This is a genomic window from Streptomyces sp. NPDC055025 (assembly GCF_053608565.1).
Map to the genome: position 1 here is coordinate 31,538 of NZ_JBSGVS010000055.1, position 14,560 is coordinate 46,097.

The 14,560-nt window shown below is 71.1% G+C and carries 17 protein-coding genes; 5 read left to right on the forward strand and 12 right to left on the reverse strand.

Going from position 1 to position 14,560, the window contains the following annotated elements:
• Window positions 1-76: 76 nt before the first annotated feature.
• Entirely contained in the window at window positions 77-757 is a 681-nt protein-coding gene (locus ACWGDX_RS29000) for an alpha/beta hydrolase (protein ID WP_453630236.1), read from the reverse strand.
• A gap of 252 nt (window positions 758-1,009) precedes the next feature.
• Here ACWGDX_RS29000 and ACWGDX_RS29005 point away from each other — a divergent pair, with 252 nt between their 5' ends.
• Both ACWGDX_RS29005 and ACWGDX_RS29010 read left to right on the forward strand, forming a co-directional pair.
• Window positions 1,010-2,125, forward strand: a complete 1,116-nt coding sequence (locus tag ACWGDX_RS29005; protein ID WP_453630238.1) for an adenosine deaminase — start codon at window positions 1,010-1,012, stop codon at window positions 2,123-2,125.
• Between the two features lie 203 nt (window positions 2,126-2,328).
• Window positions 2,329-2,712: an ATP-binding protein gene (locus ACWGDX_RS29010; RefSeq protein ID WP_453630240.1), complete on the forward strand. Its 384-nt coding sequence runs from the start codon at window positions 2,329-2,331 to the stop codon at window positions 2,710-2,712.
• A 152-nt stretch (window positions 2,713-2,864) separates the two neighbouring features.
• Here the strand turns inward: ACWGDX_RS29010 and ACWGDX_RS29015 are convergent, their stop codons facing one another.
• The 5 genes from ACWGDX_RS29015 to afsQ1 all read right to left on the reverse strand — a co-directional run bounded on the left by ACWGDX_RS29015 (window position 2,865) and on the right by afsQ1 (window position 7,105).
• Window positions 2,865-3,065, reverse strand: a complete 201-nt coding sequence (locus tag ACWGDX_RS29015; RefSeq protein WP_365906586.1) for a PspC domain-containing protein — start codon at window positions 3,063-3,065, stop codon at window positions 2,865-2,867.
• A 90-nt stretch (window positions 3,066-3,155) separates the two neighbouring features.
• Window positions 3,156-3,731 carry a VanZ family protein gene (locus ACWGDX_RS29020; RefSeq protein WP_453630242.1) on the reverse strand — a complete coding sequence of 192 codons (576 nt, stop codon included), beginning with the start codon at window positions 3,729-3,731 and terminating at the stop codon, window positions 3,156-3,158.
• Between the two features lie 91 nt (window positions 3,732-3,822).
• On the reverse strand, window positions 3,823-4,626 hold the full coding sequence (locus ACWGDX_RS29025; RefSeq protein ID WP_453630243.1) for a hypothetical protein: 804 nt from the start codon (window positions 4,624-4,626) through the stop codon (window positions 3,823-3,825).
• Between the two features lie 107 nt (window positions 4,627-4,733).
• Window positions 4,734-6,431 carry an ATP-binding protein gene (locus ACWGDX_RS29030; RefSeq protein ID WP_453630245.1) on the reverse strand — a complete coding sequence of 566 codons (1,698 nt, stop codon included), beginning with the start codon at window positions 6,429-6,431 and terminating at the stop codon, window positions 4,734-4,736.
• On the reverse strand, window positions 6,428-7,105 hold the full coding sequence (afsQ1, locus tag ACWGDX_RS29035) for a two-component system response regulator AfsQ1 (RefSeq protein WP_079124961.1): 678 nt from the start codon (window positions 7,103-7,105) through the stop codon (window positions 6,428-6,430). The genes ACWGDX_RS29030 and afsQ1 overlap by 4 nt, the downstream gene beginning before the upstream one ends.
• Window positions 7,106-7,297: 192 nt before the next feature.
• On the opposite strand from afsQ1, the gene ACWGDX_RS29040 reads away from it, so the two are divergent.
• Complete coding sequence (locus tag ACWGDX_RS29040) at window positions 7,298-8,053, forward strand: SigE family RNA polymerase sigma factor (protein ID WP_453630248.1); 756 nt, start codon at window positions 7,298-7,300, stop codon at window positions 8,051-8,053.
• A gap of 285 nt (window positions 8,054-8,338) precedes the next feature.
• Here ACWGDX_RS29040 and ACWGDX_RS29045 read toward each other — a convergent pair whose 3' ends face one another.
• On the reverse strand, window positions 8,339-9,037 hold the full coding sequence (locus ACWGDX_RS29045; protein ID WP_453630250.1) for a uridine kinase family protein: 699 nt from the start codon (window positions 9,035-9,037) through the stop codon (window positions 8,339-8,341).
• Between the two features lie 199 nt (window positions 9,038-9,236).
• On the opposite strand from ACWGDX_RS29045, the gene ACWGDX_RS29050 reads away from it, so the two are divergent.
• Entirely contained in the window at window positions 9,237-9,650 is a 414-nt protein-coding gene (locus ACWGDX_RS29050) for a hypothetical protein (RefSeq protein WP_453630252.1), read from the forward strand.
• Between the two features lie 3 nt (window positions 9,651-9,653).
• Here ACWGDX_RS29050 and ACWGDX_RS29055 read toward each other — a convergent pair whose 3' ends face one another.
• The 5 genes from ACWGDX_RS29055 to deoC form a co-directional block, all read right to left on the reverse strand.
• A complete protein-coding gene (locus tag ACWGDX_RS29055) occupies window positions 9,654-9,905 on the reverse strand; it encodes a type II toxin-antitoxin system RelE family toxin (RefSeq protein WP_453630254.1) in 252 nt (83 codons plus the stop codon).
• The gene (locus tag ACWGDX_RS29060; RefSeq protein ID WP_365906579.1) at window positions 9,906-10,157 is read right to left on the reverse strand and encodes a type II toxin-antitoxin system Phd/YefM family antitoxin; all 252 of its coding nucleotides are present in this window, start codon (window positions 10,155-10,157) and stop codon (window positions 9,906-9,908) included. It abuts the gene before it with no gap.
• Window positions 10,158-10,260: 103 nt separating this feature from the next.
• Window positions 10,261-11,157, reverse strand: coding sequence for an aldehyde dehydrogenase family protein (locus tag ACWGDX_RS29065; protein WP_453630255.1), 897 nt, complete (start codon window positions 11,155-11,157; stop codon window positions 10,261-10,263).
• Window positions 11,157-12,641 (reverse strand): aldehyde dehydrogenase family protein, encoded by a 1,485-nt coding sequence (locus ACWGDX_RS29070; protein WP_453630257.1) that lies wholly within the window; start codon window positions 12,639-12,641, stop codon window positions 11,157-11,159. Before ACWGDX_RS29070 ends, ACWGDX_RS29065 begins: the two co-directional genes overlap by 1 nt.
• A gap of 5 nt (window positions 12,642-12,646) precedes the next feature.
• The gene (gene deoC / locus ACWGDX_RS29075; RefSeq protein ID WP_453630286.1) at window positions 12,647-13,594 is read right to left on the reverse strand and encodes a deoxyribose-phosphate aldolase; all 948 of its coding nucleotides are present in this window, start codon (window positions 13,592-13,594) and stop codon (window positions 12,647-12,649) included.
• Window positions 13,595-13,704: 110 nt separating this feature from the next.
• Here deoC and ACWGDX_RS29080 point away from each other — a divergent pair, with 110 nt between their 5' ends.
• Entirely contained in the window at window positions 13,705-14,319 is a 615-nt protein-coding gene (locus ACWGDX_RS29080) for a PH domain-containing protein (protein WP_453630259.1), read from the forward strand.
• Window positions 14,320-14,560 lie beyond the last annotated feature (241 nt).

Below are 14,560 nucleotides of genomic sequence, written 5' to 3' on the forward strand. Positions count from 1 at the left end.
GCCGTAGGGCCGTTGTCCCGACCGCCCGACCGCCGCGTCCGCCCGTTGTCCCCGCCCCGTCCGCCGCCGTCCGCCCCTACGGACGCAGTAACCTGCCGAACCCCGCCGCCAGCGGCATACGCAGACCCAGCGGCGGCGGCGCCGCCAGGGCGTCCGCGACCGGGCGGGAGTAGGAGCGGGAGAGCAGGGCGCCCAGGACGAAGTCCCTGGCCAGCGCCAGGACTTCGCCGTGGTGCTGGCGCAGCGCGTGGCCGTCGGAGTGCACCTCGAAGCGGCAGATGTCGCGGTTGATCTTCTTGGCCCGTTCGGCCAGCCGGTAGGAGAGTTCCGGGTCGCTGCGCTGGTCATTGGTGCCGTGCATGATCAGTACCTGTCTGCCCGTGAGCTGTCCCACCGGCTCCGGTTCCACCGCCCTGTCCTGCTCGGGCAGCCAAGGGGCCATCGCCAGCACGGAGTTGACCGCGGAGTGCCCCGCCGCCTGGAGCGCGGCCCGGCCGCCCATCCCGTGTCCGGCCAGGCACACCGGTACGTCGCCGTACCGCCGTACGACCTCCTCCGCCGCCCACTCGGCGTCGGCCGCGAGCTGCGCGTCCGTGCCGTTCCAGCCCCGTCTGCGGTAGTGCACCACATGCACGGCCAGCCCCTCGGCCGCCCCCGGTCTGGCCAACGCCCGTGCCAGCGGCAGCACCCGGGCGTACGAGAGGGGGGAGGGACGGCGGTCGGAGACCTGCTCGCCGGTGGGAAGCACCAGGATCACGCCCCCCGTGGCCACCCCCGTGGGAAGTGCGGTGAACGGCCGCCCCAACCGTGCCCGCGGCTCCGCGCGACGCGCGCGTGCCGGACCGCCCCGGCCTGCCGTACGTCCCCCCGGCCCGGGAACTGCGTTCTGTCCCATAGCAGAACAGTCTCAGAAGGACGGGTGTACTCCACCCGTCCGCCTGATCACTGTTACATATCGACGGCCATATCGGCGGCGGCATTCTACGCGCGTAGGCGTTAGAGTGCGGAGATGACGAGCCAGACCTACCGTCCGCCCACCGCCGACCAGATCCGCCGCGCCCCCAAGGCACTCCTCCACGATCATCTCGACGGCGGACTGCGCCCGGACACGATCATCGACCTCGCCCGTGAGGCCGGCTACGAGAACCTTCCCGAAAGCGAGTCCGACAAACTCGGAGTCTGGTTCCGCGAGGCGGCCGACTCCGGTTCGCTGGAGCGCTATCTGGAGACCTTCGCGCACACCTGCGCCGTCATGCAGACCCGCGACGCGCTCTTCCGGGTCGCCGCCGAGTGCGCCGAGGACCTCGCCGAGGACGGCGTCGTCTACGCGGAGGTCCGGTACGCGCCCGAGCAGCACCTGGAGAACGGGCTCACTCTCGAAGAGGTCGTCGAGGCCGTCGACGCGGGCTTCCGCGAGGGCGAGCGACGCGCCCAGGCGAACGGGCACCGCATCCGGGTCGGCGCCCTGCTCACCGCGATGCGCCACGCGGCCCGCGCCCTGGAGATCGCCGAACTCGCCAACCGCTACCGGGACTCGGGAGTCGTCGGCTTCGACATCGCGGGCGCGGAGGCCGGCTATCCCCCCACCCGCCATCTCGACGCCTTCGAGTATCTGAAGCGCGAGAACAACCACTTCACCATCCACGCGGGCGAGGCCTTCGGACTGCCCTCGATCTGGCAGGCGCTCCAGTGGTGCGGCGCCGACAGGCTCGGCCACGGTGTGCGGATCATCGACGACATCGAGGTCGCCGAGGACGGCTCGGTGACGCTGGGCCGGCTCGCCGCGTACGTACGGGACAAGCGCGTCCCGCTGGAGCTGTGCCCCAGCTCCAACCTCCAGACCGGCGCGGCGGCGTCGTACGGCGAGCACCCCATCGGGCTGCTGCGCAGACTGCACTTCCGGGCCACGGTCAACACCGACAACAGATTGATGAGCGGTACGAGCCTGAGCCGGGAATTCGAGCTGCTGGTCGACACGTTCGACTACACGCTCGACGACATGCAGTGGTTCACGGTCAATGCGATGAAATCAGCATTCATTCCTTTCGATGAACGACTCGCGATGATCAATGACGTGATCAAGCCCGGATACGCGGAGCTGAAATCCGAGTGGCTGTTCAAGTAGAAGGCCCTGACCAGCACATATATGGGTGAGGCGGAGGGGTCGGCAGTCCGGGGAGCGGTCGGGAGCGTGTGATTCCGACCGCTTCCCGGTGTTTGCGGGAGACGTACGGGACTGGCTACCTTGCGGAGCCGCGCGTATATCCGCTCCCGTTTTCCTCTTCCTCCCGAAGTTCCGAAGCCTCTTCCCCAAGGACGAAATCCCAGATGAAGCAGTCCGCCGTCAAGACTCTCGGAGTCGCCGCCCTCGGTGCCGCCTTCGCCGCCACCGCCGTGGGCACCGCGGCCGCCGCGCCCGTGCCCGTGGGCAGCGGTGCCCTCGTCGGCGCCGGCGCGGTCTCCGCGCTGGACACCGTCGGAAACGCCGCTGAGCAACTGCCTCTGGAGGAGGTCGCGGAGGAGCTTCCCGCGCCCACCTCCGATGTCGTGGAGGGCAGCCGGATCGCGCTCGGCACTCTGCGGGCGGTCACGCCGTACGTCTTCGGCGCCGCGCAGACCGCCAACCCGCTCAAGGGACTGCTCGGCGGACTGCCCGTCAACGGTCTGGCCCAGGGCGGACTGCCGGTCAACGGGATCCCGATCGGCGGCTGAACCGCCCGGCCCGGCGGTCCGGGACCACGTCAGTGGGGCGCACACCCGCATCCGGGTGCGCGCCCCACTGTGTGTCGTACGGACACGTGCCCGTGTCGTCCGCGCGCGTACGGAGCCCGTGCGCGCGGAGCCCGTGCGCGGGGACCGGACCGCTACCAGGCGGTCGTGGCGGTCCTCTCATTCGGCAGGAGCGCCCACAGCGCCACGTAGAGCAGGAACTGGGGTCCCGGCAGCAGGCACGAGACCAGGAAGATCGCGCGAACCGTGTTCGCGGAGATGCCGAAGCGCCGTGCCAGCGCCGCGCACACTCCGCCGATCATCCGTCCGTCACGGGGGCGGATCAATGCGGCCATGGTGGGCTCCTTCGAGACCTTGGGGGAGCCTCTTCTCGTGTGCTCCCGTTGTCTCCATGGTGCGGGCGGAGCCGGGGCCCGAGCGTCGCTCTACGGAGCGATGCCGACCCTGGGAATCGTCGGGGTCGCTCCCTGAGGGGCCTCGTCCCGATGGACGGTTTCCGTCCCGTCGCCCAGGCGGGGTGCGCGACGCGGCGTACGGGACCGGCGCCCGCGCCGCAGCCGTGCCCGCCCGGCGGGCACCAGCAGCAGATGGGCCAGCGCCACACCCGCCGTGTTGAGCAGGAGCGAGTCGACGTCGACCACGCGGCCGGGGACCCCGGTCTGGAGCAGCTCGATGCCCAGGGAGATCAGCGCGCCCGCCGTGACCGTACGGGCCATGGAGGCCCAGCCGGACACGGCGACCCTGCCCCCCGCCATGGGCAGCAGCACCCCGAGCGGGGCCAGCAGGAGCAGTCCTTCGGCGATCCGGCGCGCGCCCATGAGGGGGCCGAGGGCCAGATCCGCCTTGATGCCCGCGAACGGTGTCAGATTGGCCGCGTGCACCCACGGAACGTCCAGTGGGCGGAGCGTCAGCCACCCCACCAGCGCGAGATGCAGAAGGAGGAGTACGAGCCCCGCCGTACGGACGCGGATGACGGCGGTGCCGCCCGGACCTTGACGCACGTACCCAAGGACGCGCGGGCCGGCGGAATCGGTTCCGCCACCGGCGCGGGAACGCCGCCATGAGACGGGTATCACCCCGGCACGCCGGATGTCACGGCGCCGACGCGGAACGGGACGCGGAAACGGAACCGGACGCGGAAGCGGAACCGGAAGCCGACGCGGAACCGGAAGCCGACGTGGAGGCCGAGGGACGCGGGGCGAGCGTGGGGACCGCCGTGTCCGGGTTGCTCTTCGTCTTCTGGTCGCACCCGTAGCCGCGCGGGGGATAGTCGCCGGGGCCGCCCAGGACCACCGTGCCGGCCGTGACCTCGCTCTCCGCGAAGGTGCAGACGATCTGGGCGAGCGCGGTCGCGGGCAGGTCCTCGGGCTGGCGGCTGAGCCGCAGTGTGCCGGCGGGGTCGCCCTCGCGGGGCGGGGAGAGGACCAGCGGACTCCGTACGTAGGTGGTGAAGCCCGCTTCCCGCTCGCTCGTGGACGGCTGTGCCTGGAGCTCGTCGAGCAGGCTCTGCGCGATCGACAGGCGGCCGTCGACCGACTTCCCCTGCGGGATCGGCGCCGCGCGCTCCACCGACGCGAGGCCGGACGCGCAGGCCAGATAGATCCGCACGGGAACGCCGGGCCGCGACTGTGTGATCACGTTCTCTCCCGCGACCTGGCACGGCATCCGCGAGGGCGCGGGCCCCGCGTCCACCGGCACCGAGGTGGTCCTGATCCCGCACCCCGCCGCGAGGGCGGCGAGCAGGACGACCAGGGCGCCCGCGAGCCGCGCGCCCCGGGATCCCGGCCGACGGGCCAGGCCCGCGCGGGCTCTACCGTCACCGGTCCGGTTGTCGCCGGTCCGGTCGCCATCGGCCGTTCCGCCGCCGGTCACCCGGTCCGGCCCGAGCCGGGGCACACGCCGAGCCCCGCCGGTCACCGCGTCCCGCCCGAGCCGAGCCCCGGGCAGCGTGCCGGCCGTCCTTCCGCCGTTCCGTCCGCTTCGCGTCGGCCGCCTCATCCGCGTCACCGCGCGTCGCCTTCCTCTCCCGGTTCCGCTTCCCCGTCCCGCGCCGCCGCGTCGTCCGGCTCCGCGCCGTTTTTCGGCAGGCGCAGTACGAACATCGCGCCGCCGTCCGGCACATTGGCCGCGGTGATGTCACCGCCGTGGATATGGGCGTTCTCCATCGCGATCGACAGCCCCAGACCGCTGCCCTCCGAACGCGGCCGTGACGCGCTCGCCTTGTAGAAACGGTCGAAGACATGCGGCAGGACGTCCTCGGGGATACCGGGCCCGTGGTCCCGTACCTCGATGACGAGGGAGCCGTCCTCCGTGCGCACCGCCACCCGCACCGGCGAACCCCCGTGCTTGAGCGCGTTGCCGATCAGATTCGCCATGATCACATCGAGCCGCCGCGGATCGAGCCGGGCCATGATGCCGCGCTCCGCGTCCAGTTCCACCGCGTCCAGCCAGGCCCGCGCGTCGATACAGGCCGTGACCTGGTCGGCGACATCGACATCGTCCAGGACGAGCCGGGCCGTACCCGCGTCGAAGCGGGTGACCTCCATCAGATTCTCCACCAGCACATTGAGCCGCCGGGTCTCGCTCACCACCAGGGTCACCGCGGGCGCGATCATCGGGTCGAGACTGTCCGCCTCGTCCTCCAGCACCTCCGTCACGGCGGTCAGCGCGGTCAGCGGCGTACGCAGCTCATGGGACATGTCGGCGACGAAGCGGCGGCTGGACTCCTCCCGCGCGCTCATGTCCGCGACCTTCTTCTGCAACGACTCGGCGGCCTTGTTGAACGTACGCGAGAGATCCGCCAGCTCATCCGTCCCCGACACCCGCAGCCGGGTCCCGAACCTGCCCTCACCGAGCTGCCGCGCCGCCTCGCCCAGCCGCTGCACGGGCTTGAGCACGGTGGTGGCCGCGGCCTGCGCCAGCAGCGCCGACCCGACGAGCGCGAGGGCCGTCGCGATCCCCAGTGACCAGGCGAGCGAGTTGAGATCCGCGCGCTCCTGGTCCAGGGACTTCAGGAGATAGCCGGTCGGACCGCCCCCGATGATCCGCGTACCGCCCACCAGATAGGGCGTACCGCCCAGTTCGGTGCGTAGCCAGAAGACGTGGTACGGGTAGGCGTTCCCGGAGGTGACCTTCTGCCGGCCGTTCACGGCCTCCTGGAGCGACTTCGGTACGTCGTCCAGGGTGAAGGTGTCCCGGTCGGAGGCGCCGACGACGGGCTTCCCCTCGGCGCGCTCACCTATCAGCAGCACGCTGTAACCGGCGTTGCCGTCGGCCATCTGCTCCGCGGTGTCCTGGAGCTCGCTCTGGCTCGGCCACAGGGGCAGCTCCGCCGCCCGGCTCTGCATCTTCTGCTGGAAGTCGTTGAGCGCCGAGTCCTGGGTGCGGGTCAGCACGGCCTCGCGGTTGAGCCAGTACGCGATCCCCGACGCGGAGACCGCCGCGGTCAGGGCCACCGCCCCGAAGACGACCACGAGCCGCAGCCGCAGACTGGTCCAGCGGAGCCCCGCGAGGATCGCCTTCTTCGTGGCGCTGCCCTTCTCCGCCGCGCTGCGCCGCGCACCGCCGGTGCCCGAGCCGGTGCCCGCGCCCGAGCCGGCATCCGAGCCGGTGCCATCACCGGCACCCGCGCCGTTCTCCAGCGGGCCGTGCGGGCCGTGCGGGCCGCGGTCCGGCCCGTCCATCGCGTGTGCCTCACTCACGAAGGCGCGTCCAGCCGGTAGCCCACTCCGCGCACCGTACGGATCAGGGTCGGCGAGGACGGTACGTCCTCCACCTTCGCGCGCAGCCGCTGCACACACGCGTCCACCAGACGCGAGTCGCCGAGATAGTCGTGCTCCCACACCAGCCGCAGCAGCTGCTGCCGCGAGAGCGCCTGGCCGGGGCGGCGGCTCAGCTCCAGCAGCAGCCTCAGCTCGGTCGGGGTGAGCTGGAGATCCTCGCCGTTCTTGGTGACCGTCATCGCGGACCGGTCGATCACCAGACCGCCGAAGGTCGCCGAATCCGTGGACTCGCGCTCGCCGCGCCGCAGCACCGCGCGGATCCGCGCGTCCAGCACCCGGCCCTGCACCGGCTTGACCACATAGTCGTCGGCCCCGGACTCCAGGCCGACCACCACATCGATGTCGTCGCTGCGCGCGGTCAGCAGAATGATCGGCAGCTGGTCGGTGCGCCTGATGCGCCGGCACACCTCGAAACCGTCGATCCCGGGCAGCATCACATCCAGCACGATCAGATCCGGCCGCTGCTCGCGGAGCAGTTTCAGGCCGTCCTCTCCCGTCGCCGCGGTGGCCACTCGGTGGCCCTGGCGCGACAGCGAGAGTTCGAGGGCCGTGCGGATGGCGTCGTCGTCCTCGATCAGCAACAGGAAAGGCACGGAGGTCATTCTGTCCCATGGGGGGACCACAGTTCGACAGTTGGAGCGCTCCCATCCTTTCCGCCCGGTTCGCGCAAGGTACGCCGCCGCCTGTGACAGGCCTGTGACAGTCGGCGGACAGCGCCATGAAACTGCCCCGGCAAGCTCTTGGTCACAGGGAAAGAAGCAACTCCAAACGACGGGGGGCGCGGGATGAACGCAGTGCACGGCACGGCCTCGAACGCGGTGGTCACGCGTCTTCACGACGTCACAAGGAGCAGTGAGAAGTCCGGCGCCGTGAACGGGCGGGGGTGCGTTCGCGGCGCCGGGCGTCAGCACAAGCCGTCGTACATGACGGTGGTTGACGCGGACCTGGCGGGCAACGGGGGAGCCGCCACGTACGGGGAGGTCTCGGGGGAGCGGCAGCTCCCGGCGCGGTCGGGGGACGCCGAGGCGGCGTTCACCGCCTACGTCCAGGAGCGCCGCGCCTCCCTGTACGCCACCGCCTACCACCTCACCGGCGACCGGTTCGAGGCCGAGGACCTGCTCCAGAGCGCCCTCTTCTCGACGTACCGGGCGTGGGACAGGATCAGCGACAAGGCCGCGGTCGGGGGCTATCTACGGCGCACCATGACCAATCTGCACATCAGCGCCTGGCGCAGGCGCAAGCTCAACGAGTACCCGACGGAGGAGCTGCCGGAGACGGCGGGCGACACCGACGCGATGCGCGGCACGGAACTGCGCGCGGTGCTCTGGCAGGCGCTCGCACGCCTGCCGGAACTCCAGCGCACGATGCTGGTACTGCGCTACTACGAGGGCCGCACCGATCCGGAGATCGCGGACATCCTCGACATCAGTGTCGGCACGGTGAAGTCGAGCATCTGGCGGTCGCTCCGCCGGCTGCGCGAGGACGAGGTCCTCAGCTTCGGCCGTGACGAGGAGGAGTCCTTCGGCGAACTGGTCGCCTGAGGGCCGCAGGGGGAAACACGGGGGAGCACGGGGGAAAGTGGGGGGCCCGCGGTCTCGGGGGAGACGGCGGGAGTACGGGGAAAGCACGGGGGTGCACGGAGAACTCGGGGGTCGTGGGGGCCCACCGGGGGATCACAGGGAAAAGAAGCGGGACCGTACAGGACCGGGGGGTCTTGTGCGGTCCTGTTTTCGTGCGGCCGAAGGGCCGGCCGCTCCCGCGGAGGCGGTCGGCCGCTCGCGCGCGGTCGGCCGCTCCCCGTGGGGGCCGCTCCCGGTGGGAGCCGCTCAGTGACCGCTCGCGGTGGGGCTGGGCGCGGATGAGGGACAGGGCGCGGCATTCCGTACCACCGCTTTCGCCGCCGCGGCTTCCGCGGTCGCCGCTTCCGCCCCGGCGGCGGTGATACGGCCCAGTGCCTCCGCCTTGCCGCACGGATACGCGCCCAGCGCCGTCTGCCGGGCGACGATGGCGCGTTCCGCGCGCATCAGCCGCCAGCCGCGCCGCAGCAGGAACCCGACCGACTTCCGCCCCTCGCGCAGATCGCGCAGCAGCCGTCGCCGGAAGGTCGTCGAGGGCCGGCCGCGCAGACAGAGCGCGTCGGCCAGCACCCCCGACTCCCGGCAGCGCGCGACGATGTCCGCCGCGAAGATGCCCTCCGCGAGGAACACGGGCGTGTGCGCGAGGTCGAGCACCTCCGTGTCCACCCGGGCGCTGGTGGCGATGGAGTAGACGGGAACGGCCGTACGGCCCGTACGGCACAGCTCCTCGATCGCCGCGACGGCGGCGTCCGCGTCCCAGGACAGGGCGGAGTCCCAGTCGATGTCCGAACTCTCCGGGACCAGCGGCAGCGTCGGGTCGTCGCCCTCCTTGTAGAAGTCGTCGAGGCGCAGCACGGGCAGACCCGTACGCGCGGCGAGGGAGGACTTTCCGGAGCCTGAGGGGCCGGCGAGCAGGAGGACCCGGGCGGGATGGGAAGGAGGACTCACGGGACACCAGTGTGCGGCATGGACCCGGGTACGTGACCCCCCGGGTGTACGGAACCACGACGGATCATGGCGAACCGATGACGGACCGGTGCGGACCGGTCGTGGGCCGACCGGTTCTGATGGTGTGCCACACCGCATCTCCGCACGGCCGAGTGTCGTTACAAAACAGGAAATTCCCCTCGGCCAGGCAGGAAAACTCATGGCACGTCATGCGGCTCCCACCTCCCCGCGCCGCGCTCTGCTGCGCGCGGGTCTGACCGTCACCGCGGCGGGCGCGGCCCTCGGCCTGGGCGGTGTGCCCGCCGCCGTGGCCTCGCCGGACAGCGATCTCCAGCTCGCCGCGGCGGGCGAGGCGGCGGGCCAGGGCCTCGCCGGCGCGCTCACGCACTCCACCACCGGCGCGCTCGCCCCCGTCACCAAGCTCAAGCTCAACCCGCTGGCCGGCACCGGCGTGGACCCGCTGGACAACGCGGTGGGCACCCAGATCGCCGACTTCAAGCCGCTCTCCACGGCAATGCTGACGGACCCGCTCACCAAGGGCGGCGGCGCCCTCCAGGACCTCCCCCTGGCGGGCCCGGCCCTGAAACTACTGCTCCCGGCCCCGCCGGCCTGACGGTCAGACCGTGCGGCCGAGATGGGTGACGAGGATCCGGATGACGTCGTCATCGATCAGATAGAGGACGCGGTAATCACCGATGTGCAGGCGCCGCACGTCATCCGATCCGTACGGGATCGAGTTGGCGGGGCGTGGTTCGGCCGCGAGCTTGTCCACGGTTTCGTACACGGCCGAGAGTCCGGCCGGGTCGTCCTTGAGGTGGCGCAGAGCCGCGTTCGTGGCGCGGGGCTCCCAGATGATTCCGTAAGTCATTTACCGCAGTCCCAGCATGCGGCCGACCTCGTCGTGCGGGATGCCCGGCTCGACTGTGCCGCGCTCCTGCCTGAGCCGGTACTCGGCCAGCGCCAGCGAGTCCTCCAGATCCGCCAGATCCTGCGGGTTGATCAGTATGGCTGCCACATGTCCGTGGTCGGTGATGGCGATGCGCTCGCGCGAGTGGGCTGTCCGACGCACGAGCGTGCCGAAGTTGGCGCGGGCATCGGTCATGGCGTAGGTGTCAGTCATGTCTGGAAGCGTACGACTCTGCCAAGTAGTGGGCACTGAAAGGGCCCCGCTTTCGCCCGGATGAGGGAAAGCGGGGCCTGGACCGTGCGAGGTCTCCCGGGCGTCAGTAGGACGAGCCCGAGGCGCCCAGGCTGCCGGTGGGGTGCCAGACCGTCTTGGTCTCCAGGAAGGCCGTCAGACGGTGGGTGCCCGGGTCGGACCACCAGTCGGTGGTGTGCGGGCGCAGCACCCGCTTGAGGTTGTCCGCCGCCGCGATCTCCAGTTCCTTCGCCAGGGCCGCGTCCGCGCCGGTCAGGTCGATCCCGTTGACGTCCTGGTGCGCGGCGAGCGGGGCCGCGATCTCGGAGGTACGTCCCGACAGGACGTTGACCACTCCGCCGGGCAGGTCCGAGGTGGCCAGCACCTCGCCCAGGGAGAGCGCGGGCAGCGGGGACCGCTCGCTCGCGACGACGACCGCCGTGTTGCCCGTGGCGATCACCGGGGCGAGCGCCGAGACCAGGCCCAGGAAGGACGAGTCCTGGGGCGCCAGGACGGTGACGACACCGCTCGGCTCGGGCGTGGAGAGATTGAAGAACGGACCCGCCACCGGGTTCGCGCCGCCCACGACCTGGGCGATCTTGTCGGTCCAGCCCGCGTACCAGACCCAGCGGTCGATCGCCGCGTCCACCGCCGCCGTGGCCTTCGGCTTCGACAGGCCCTCCGCGTCCGCGACCTCCCGGACGAACTGGCCCCTGCGGCCCTCCAGCATCTCGGCGATCCGGTAGAGGATCTGGCCCCGGTTGTACGCGGTCGCGCCCGACCAGCCGCCGAACGCCTTGCGGGCCGCGACGACCGCGTCCCGGGCGTCCTTGCGGGAGGACAGCGGGGCGTTCGCCAGCCAGGTGCCCTTGGAGTCGGTCACTTCGTACACCCGGCCGCTCTCGCTGCGGGGGAACTTGCCCCCGACGTACAGCTTGTAGGTCTTGAGGACACTCAGTCGCGTCGAGTCAGCGGTGCTCATCAGTGCTCGCCCTCCGGGCTCGACGGGGCGAGATACGCCTCCAGACCGTGACGGCCGCCTTCACGGCCGTAGCCCGACTCCTTGTAGCCGCCGAAGGGCGAGGTGGGGTCGAACTTGTTGAACGTGTTGGCCCAGACGACGCCCGCCCGGAGCCTGTTGGCGACCGCCAGGATGCGGGAGCCCTTCTCCGTCCAGATACCCGCCGACAGGCCGTACTGGGTGTTGTTGGCCTTCGCCACGGCCTCCTCGGGCGTACGGAACGTCAGCACCGACAGCACCGGGCCGAAGATCTCGTCACGGGCGATGGTGTGCGCCTGGGTGACGTTCGTGAAGAGCGTCGGCGCGAACCAGTAGCCGGACGACGGCAGTTCGCAGGCCGGGGACCAGCGCTCCGCGCCCTCCGCCTCGCCCGTCTCCGCCAGGGCGGTGATACGGGCGAGCTGCTCGGCGGAGTTGATCGCGCCGAGATCGGTGTTCTTGTCCAGCGGGTCACCGACGCGCAGCGTCGAGAGCCGGCGCTTGAGCGACTCCAGCACCTCGTCGTGGACCGACTCCTGGACGAGCAGCCGGGAGCCCGCGCAGCAGACCTGGCCCTGGTTGAAGAAGATCCCGGTGACGATGCCCTCGACGGCCTGGTCGACGGGGGCGTCGTCGAAGACGATATTGGCGCCCTTGCCGCCCAGTTCGAGGGTGACCCTCTTGTCCGTACCGGCGATCTCGCGCGCGATGGCCTTGCCGACGGCGGTGGAACCGGTGAAGGCGATCTTGTCGACACCCGGGTGCGAGACGAGCGCCGCGCCCGTACTCCCGTCACCGGTCACGATATTGACGACGCCCCTGGGGAGCCCCGCCTGACGGCAGATGTCCGCGAAGAAGAGGGCCGAGAGCGGGGTCGTCTCCGCGGGCTTCAGCACCACGGTGTTGCCGGTGGCGAGCGCCGGGGCGATCTTCCAGGCGAGCATGAGCAGCGGGAAGTTCCACGGGATGATCTGGCCCGCGACACCCAGCGGCCTCGGATCCGCCCCGCTGTGTCCTGCTGCCGTCCTCCGGCCGAACCCGGCGTGGCCGAGCTTGTCCGCCCAGCCCGCGTAGTAGAAGAAGTGGGCCGCGACCAGCGGGAGATCGGTGTCCCGGGTCTCCCTGATCGGCTTGCCGTTGTCGAGGGTCTCCAGGACCGCCAGTTCGCGTGAGCGCTCCTGGATGATCCGGGCGATACGGAAGAGATACTTGGCGCGCTCGGCGCCGGGGAGCGCCGACCACTTCTCGAAGGCCTTGCGGGCGGCCCCGACGGCCCGGTCGATGTCCTCGGAGCCGCCCTGGGCGACCTCGGAGAGCACCTCCTCGGTCGACGGGGAGACGGTCTTGAAGACCTTCCCGCCCGCCGCCTCGGTGAACTCGCCGTCGATGAACAGCCCGTACGACGGGGCGATGTCGACGATTCCACGGGACTCGGGCGCCGGCGCGTACTCGAACACAGAAGCCATGGTGATCAGTCCACCGTCACATAGTCGGGGCCGGAGTAGCGGCCGGTGCTGAGCTTCTGACGCTGCATCAGCAGATCGTTCAGCAGACTGGAGGCGCCGAAGCGGAACCAGTGGCTGTCCAGCCAGTCCGCGCCCACGGTCTCATTGACCAGCACCAGGAACTTCACCGCGTCCTTGCTGGTGCGGATACCGCCCGCGGGCTTCACCCCGACCTGTACCCCGGTCCGCTCGCGGAAGTCCCGTACGGCCTCCAGCATCAGCAGCGTGTTGGCGGGGGTGGCGTTGACCCCGACCTTGCCGGTGGACGTCTTGATGAAGTCCGCGCCCGCGATCATGCCGAGCCAGGAGGCGCGGCGGATGTTGTCGTACGTGGACAGCTCACCGGTCTCGAAGATGACCTTGAGCCGGGCGGCTCCGGCCGCCTCCTTCACCGCACGGATCTCCTCGTACACCTTGAGGTAGTGACCCGCGAGGAACGCGCCGCGATCGATGACCATGTCGATCTCGTCGGCGCCCGCGGCCACGGCGTCGCGGGTGTCCGCGAGCTTCACCGCGAGCGAGGCCCGGCCGGCCGGGAAGGCGGTCGCGACGGACGCGACCTTCACCCCGGACCCGGCGAGCGCGGCGACCGCGGTCCCCGCCATGTCCGGATAGACACAGACCGCCGCGGTGGCGGGCGTCGTACGGTCGGTCGGATCGGGCCGCAGGGCCTTGGCGGCGAGCGCCCGGACCTTGCCGGGGGTGTCCGCGCCTTCGAGCGTCGTCAGATCGATCATGGAGATGGCCAGATCGATGGCGTACGCCTTGGCCGTGGTCTTGATCGAGCGCGTCCCGAGCGAACCGGCGCGCGCCTCCAGGCCGACGGCGTCGACACCCGGCAGCCCGTGCAGGAAGTGGCGCAGCGCGCTGTCGGACCCGGTCACGTCGGCGAATGGGGGAGTGATGGTGGGCATGGTCACCAGAGGAGCATATCTACGCGCGTAGCGACCTGTACAGAGGTGAGTCCGAGCTGTGACCGGAGGTCCGTCGAGGCTTTACGGACGCGTACGGCAGAATCGGGCATATGACGAGTCCAGCGCCCCAGACCTCCCAGCCGACCTACCGTGACCGCGTCTTCCGGTCGGGCGGCGGGATCCTCGGCGGGCTCCTGCTGCTGGCGATCGCGGGCTGGCTCGGCGTCGACGCGCTCGTCCGGGGCACGGGCCGCACCCCCTGGCTGGCACTGGCCGGTCTCCTCTTCTCCGTACCGCTCGTCGTCGCGTTCAGTCTGCGCCCGGCGGTCTTCGCGGGGGAGGACCGGCTGCGGATCAGGAACCCGTTCCGGACGATCACGCTGCCCTGGGCGACGGTGACGGAGATACGGGCCGCGTTCTCGTGCGAGGTCCTCACGGAGAGCGCCGGGAAGTTCCAGCTCTGGGCGGTCCCGGTCTCCCTGCGCCAGCGCAAGCGCGCCCACCGCTACCAGGACCGGCTGGCCCGCGGCGGCGGCTCCGAGGCCCCCGACCCGGCCCGGCTGGCGCTCGTGGACCGCGCGGTCGCGGAGATGCGCGAACTGTCCGAACGGGCCACGACGCGCCCCACGGCCCAGGGCGAGCCGGTGGTGCGCTGGGCGTACGAGGTGATCGCGCCGGCGCTGGCGGGCCTGGTACTCCTGATCGTCCTCCTGACCACGACCTGACCGCGCGCCGGTTTCTGTCCTCAATCGCCGGACGGGCTCATTTTCCACCCCGGGTCCCCCCGGGAGCCCGGCGCCGGGGCGCGCGGTTCCGTCCTCAATCGCCGGACGGGCTTGTTTTTCGCCCCGCGTTCGTCCGGGAGCCCGGTGCCGGGGTGGGCGGTTCCGTCCTCAATCGCCGGACGGGCTTGAATCGCGGCCCGCAGCCGGAGTACCGGCGGGAGGGGGGCGGGGTCGGAGGAGG